This window comes from Leisingera coralii, from assembly GCF_049056525.1.
GTDB classification, from domain to species: domain Bacteria; phylum Pseudomonadota; class Alphaproteobacteria; order Rhodobacterales; family Rhodobacteraceae; genus Leisingera; species Leisingera coralii.
Map to the genome: position 1 here is coordinate 1 of NZ_JBHUPT010000051.1, position 4,949 is coordinate 4,949.

Here is a 4,949-nt window from a genome sequence, read left to right on the forward strand (position 1 = left end):
GCGCGGAGCGGCAAAGCCGCTCCGCGCCACGCCCCGCCCGCCGTCCGCAGGACGCAAGGGCGTCAGTCTGCTCAGGCCCGCCGACTCAGCCCGGGCCGCCCGTTTCAGAGTGATCAGCAGCCGCCTGGGCCTTGCTCAGAAGCCCGGTCAAGGCCTCCACTTCCGCAGCAGTCAGCCCGGCCAGCAGCCGTGTCTGAGTCTGCACATGCGCTGTCACCGCCCGGTCGATCAGAGCAAACCCCTCCTCCGTCAGCCCGACCAGGAAACTGCGGCTGTCCTCCGGATTCACCTCACGCTTGACCAGCCCGTCCGCCTCCAGCCGGTCAATCCGGTTGGTCATGGTGCCGGAGGCCACCATCGTCGTTTTCAGCAGCTCGCCCGGTGACAGCGTGTAGGGCGCGCCGGAGCGGCGCAAGGTGGCCAGCACATCGAACTTGGCCGCATTCAGCCCGAATTCCGCAAAGGTCTTATGCATTTCGCGCTGATAGGCCAGGTACAGCCGCGCCACCCGGCCGATAACGCCCATGGCCGTGACATCCAGGTCCGGCCGCTCTTGCCCCCATTGCTGGGTGATAAAATCCACATGATCCATGCAACCGGTTTAGGGATTTACATCTTGACGTCAAGATAAAAACCATTATCTCGACATCAAGATAAGGAGAGACACATGCCCATCCGGACCCTTTTGCTGACGGCGCTGGCCCCTGCCATCTGGGGCAGCAGCTATATCGTGACGACGACCCTCCTTCCCGGCCACTCGCCGCTGGTGGTGGCACTGCTCAGGGCGCTGCCCGCGGGGCTTTTGCTGTTGCTGCTGGTGCGCCAGCTGCCGCCGCTGACCTGGCTGCCGCGGCTGATGGTGCTGGGCGCGCTGAATTTCTCACTGTTCTGGGTGCTGCTGTTTGTCTCCGCCTACCGCCTGCCGGGCGGTGTTGCCGCCACCCTGGGCGCGGTGCAGCCGCTGATCGTGGTGTTCTTGTCAGCGTTGCTGCTGAAGACGCAAATCCGCGCCGCCGCCGTCGCTGCGGCCCTGCTGAGCATGGCAGGTGTGGCGCTGCTGGTGCTGACCCCCGCTGCCAAGCTCGACACGCTTGGCGTTCTGGCGGGCCTGGGCGGTGCGCTATCGATGGCGGCGGGCGTGGTGCTGACACGCAAGTGGCAGCCGCCGGTGCCGCCCCTCACCTTCACCGCCTGGCAGCTGACCGCGGGCGGGCTGCTGCTGGTCCCCGTTGCGCTTTGGGCGGTGCCGGAGCTGCCCGTCTTCACTGCCGCCAATATCCTCGGCCTCGCCTACATGAGCCTGATCGGCGGCGCGCTGACCTATATCCTGTGGTTCCGCGGCCTCGCGCGGATCGACCCCTCGCAAGTCTCGCTGCTGGGCGTCCTCAGCCCGCTGTCGGCGGTGATCCTCGGCTGGCTGCTGCTGGGAGAGACGCTGACGCCCAACCAGATGCTGGGCGCGCTGCTGGCCCTGTTCAGCCTGTGGCTCGGCCAGTCCCGGCTGCGGCTCAGCGCAAAACGCGCCGCAGCTCCAGCGGATTAACCCTTGTCACCGCGGCACCGCGGGCTCGCAAGCCCCGCCGCGGTGGCACTCCAGCACCTGCCGCCGGACTTCGGAAGTGTCATCAAAGACAAAGCCACCGCAGGCACCTGCCCGGATCACAAGCTCGCCGCCGCGCTGCTCGGCAAAGAACAGATGGTCCGCTCCGGATTTCATTCCCCCGCACCAAGGGCCAAGGCATTCCACCTCCAGCACCGCGGGCACATTGACCCGCCCGGAGAAATGCTTGCCCTCCAGCATCTTGCCCGAGAGCTGTGCCGGAATGCGGGTCAGCGGCGGGCTGTCATTGGGGTTGCCCGAATGCGACTGCGGCAGCAGGCTTTCGTCAAACCGCAGCTCACCCGCGATGACGTTAAACACGCTGTCCGATTTCGCCGCTTGCAGATAGGCGTCCACCGGACCCCAAGGCAGACAGCTGAGAGCCGTGGCGGGGCTTGCAGATATTGCCGAAAGGAACGCTGCGACCAGAACACCTAGGGCAGCGCCTGACCTTGGGGAGGTGCAAAGCGCCTTCCCAGGGGGAAGGTCAGGCGCTGCCCGGCCTGCCGGCCGGGCGAAACATCCGAAAAGAAACCGCGGCAATCCCACCTCACAAATATTCCCGGAACTCTTCCACCACCCGTGCATAGACCTCGCGCTTGAAGGGCACGATCTTCTCGACCAGACTGTCGACCGGCTGCCAGCACCAGGCGGAGAACTCGGGATGATCGGTTTCGATATTGACCTGGTCGTCGGTCCCCAGAAACCGCATCAGATACCACTTCTGCTCCTGCCCGCGGTATTGGCCGCCCCAGAAGTTCGGCACCACGTCATGCGGCAGGTCATAGGGCAGCCAGCCATCGGATTCGGCGATGATCTCCACCAGCTCCGGCGCGACGCCGGTTTCTTCCTCCAGCTCGCGCAGGGCCGCGATACGCGGGTCCTCGCCGGCATCGATCCCGCCCTGCGGCATCTGCCAGGCGTCCTTGTAGCGGTCCTTGCGCTGGCCAACGAACACCGCGCCCTCGGCATTGATCAGCATCACGCCGACATTCGGACGGTAGGGCAGCTTGGCAATATCTTCCGGCGTCATCCGGCTCTCCTCAATATACGCTGGCACAACCTTAGACCGCTTGCCGCAGGGGCACGCAAGAGGGTGACGCGGCGTTTGCCCGTGACAAGCCGCCCGCGCCCCGTGATCCTAGGCGGCAACTGCCAGGGAGAGTTTCGAGATGACTGCGTACCCCAACCTTCTTGCCCCGCTGGATCTGGGCTTTACCACCCTGAAGAACCGGGTGCTGATGGGTTCGATGCACACCGGGCTGGAGGAAACCGGCGACTGGAACCGGGTGGCGGAGTTCTATGCCGCCCGCGCCCGGGGCGGCGTGGCGCTGATGGTGACCGGCGGGATCGGCCCGAACCTGGAGGGCTCCGTCCTGCCCGGCGCCTCGATGATGACTTCGGCCAAGGATGTCGAAAACCACCGCGTGGTGACCAACCGCGTGCATGAGGCAGGCGGCCGGATCGCCATGCAGATCCTGCACGCAGGCCGCTATGCCTATGGCCCGAAATGCGTCGGACCGAGCCCGGTGAAATCGCCGATCTCCCCCTTCCCGCCGATCGAGCTTGATGAAGAGGGCATCGAAAAGCAGATCGCCGACATCGTGAACGCCGCCCGGCTGGCGCAGGAGGCTGGCTATGACGGGGTCGAGATCATGGGCTCCGAGGGCTACTTCCTCAACCAGTTCCTGGTCACCCGCACCAACAAGCGCACCGACCGCTGGGGCGGTTCCTATGAGAACCGGATGCGGCTGCCCATCGAGGTCGTGCGCCGCACCCGCGAGGCGGTGGGCCGCGATTTCATCATCATCTACCGCCTGTCGATGATCGACCTGGTGCCGGAGGGCTCTACCCACGAAGAGGTCGTGCAGCTGGCGCAGGAGATCGAAAAGGCCGGCGCGACGATCCTCAACACCGGCATCGGCTGGCATGAGGCCCGCATTCCGACCATCGCCACCAGCGTCCCGCGGGCGGCCTTTGCCTGGGTCACCAAGAAGCTGATGGGCAAAGTCAGCATTCCTGTGATCACCTCCAACCGCATAAACACGCCGGAGGTCGCGGAGGAAGTGCTGGCAGACGGCTGCGCCGACATGGTGTCGATGGCGCGGCCGATGCTGGCGGATGCGGATTTCGTCGCCAAGGCCGAAGCGGGTCAGGCGGACCATATCGCCCCCTGCATCGCCTGCAACCAGGCCTGCCTCGACCATACTTTCAGCGGCAAACTCACCTCCTGCCTGGTCAACCCGCGCGCCTGCCACGAGACCGAGCTGGTGATCGAACCGGCAGCCGCCGCCAAGACCGTGGCCATCGTCGGCGCCGGCCCTGCCGGGCTGTCCACCGCGCTGACCGCAGCGCAGCGGGGCCACAAGGTTACCCTGTTCGACAAGGCCGACGAGATCGGCGGACAGCTCAACATGGCCAAGCAGGTGCCGGGCAAGGAGGAATTCTGGGGCCTCGTAGATTGGTACCGGGTGATGGTGGCCGATGCCGGCATCGCGCTGGAACTGGGCCGCGAAGTCGCGGCGGATGATCTGACCGGCTTTGACGAGGTGGTGATTGCCACCGGTGTCCTGCCGCGCGACCCCGAAATCCCGGGGCAGGACCGGGAAAACGTGCTGAGCTACATTGACGTGCTGCGCCACAAGAAACCGGTGGGCCAGCACGTCGCGGTGATCGGTGCCGGCGGCATCGGCTTTGACGTCTCCGAATTCCTGCTGGAAGAGGGCCACAGCCCCGCCACCGACCTGCCGCTCTGGATGCAGGAGTGGGGTGTTACCGACCCGGCCGAACATCGCGCGGGCCTCTCCCCCGAAGGCCCGCAACCCGCCGCCCCTGCCCGCCGCGTGACGCTGCTGCAGCGCAAGGCGGAACGCCACGGCAAGCGGCTTGGCAAGACCACCGGCTGGATCCACCGCGCCACGCTGAAGATGAAGGAAGTCGAATTCCTCGGCGGTGTGAACTACGAGAAGATCGACGATGACGGCCTGCACGTGAGCTTCGGCGAGGCCCGCGAGAACCCGACGCTGGTGCCGGCCGACACGATCGTGCTTTGCGCAGGCCAGGTCTCCGAGCGGTCGCTGGCGGACCAGCTGGCAGAGCGCGGCATCACCGCCCATGTGATCGGCGGCGCCGATGTGGCGGCGGAACTGGACGCCAAGCGCGCGATCAACCAGGGCACCCGGCTGGCCGCGGCGCTCTGACAGGCAGGCAAGACCCTCCCGCCTGCGGCCCCGGGTCCTGACGGACTCGGCCGCAGTTGGGCCCGGCGCCGCGCCGGCGGCGCGGCGGATGGCACCGCGCCTGCGCGGTGCCGCGCCCAACGGGCGTGGAGCACTTTCAATGCTCCCAA

The 4,949-nt window shown here is 66.5% G+C and carries 5 protein-coding genes; 2 read left to right on the forward strand and 3 right to left on the reverse strand.

Translation table 11 applies throughout. The features are described from left to right. Positions 1 to 85: 85 nt before the first annotated feature. Complete coding sequence (locus tag ACFMBG_RS16380; protein WP_421055770.1) at positions 86 to 592, reverse strand: MarR family winged helix-turn-helix transcriptional regulator; 507 nt, start codon at positions 590 to 592, stop codon at positions 86 to 88. Positions 593 to 667: 75 nt separating this feature from the next. Between ACFMBG_RS16380 and ACFMBG_RS16385 the strand changes: the two genes are divergently transcribed. Beyond that, positions 668 to 1,543, forward strand: a complete 876-nt coding sequence (locus tag ACFMBG_RS16385) for an EamA family transporter (protein WP_421055771.1) — start codon at positions 668 to 670, stop codon at positions 1,541 to 1,543. Between the two features lie 6 nt (positions 1,544 to 1,549). On the opposite strand, the gene ACFMBG_RS16390 is transcribed toward ACFMBG_RS16385, so the two are convergent. Beyond that, a complete protein-coding gene (locus tag ACFMBG_RS16390) occupies positions 1,550 to 1,957 on the reverse strand; it encodes a hypothetical protein (RefSeq protein WP_421055772.1) in 408 nt (135 codons plus the stop codon). A 193-nt stretch (positions 1,958 to 2,150) separates the two neighbouring features. Further along, positions 2,151 to 2,633 (reverse strand): RNA pyrophosphohydrolase, encoded by a 483-nt coding sequence (locus tag ACFMBG_RS16395; RefSeq protein WP_421055773.1) that lies wholly within the window; start codon positions 2,631 to 2,633, stop codon positions 2,151 to 2,153. Positions 2,634 to 2,772: 139 nt separating this feature from the next. Between ACFMBG_RS16395 and ACFMBG_RS16400 the strand changes: the two genes are divergently transcribed. Further along, positions 2,773 to 4,800 carry an FAD-dependent oxidoreductase gene (locus tag ACFMBG_RS16400; protein ID WP_421055774.1) on the forward strand — a complete coding sequence of 676 codons (2,028 nt, stop codon included), beginning with the start codon at positions 2,773 to 2,775 and terminating at the stop codon, positions 4,798 to 4,800. The last annotated feature ends 149 nt before the right edge of the window (positions 4,801 to 4,949 follow it).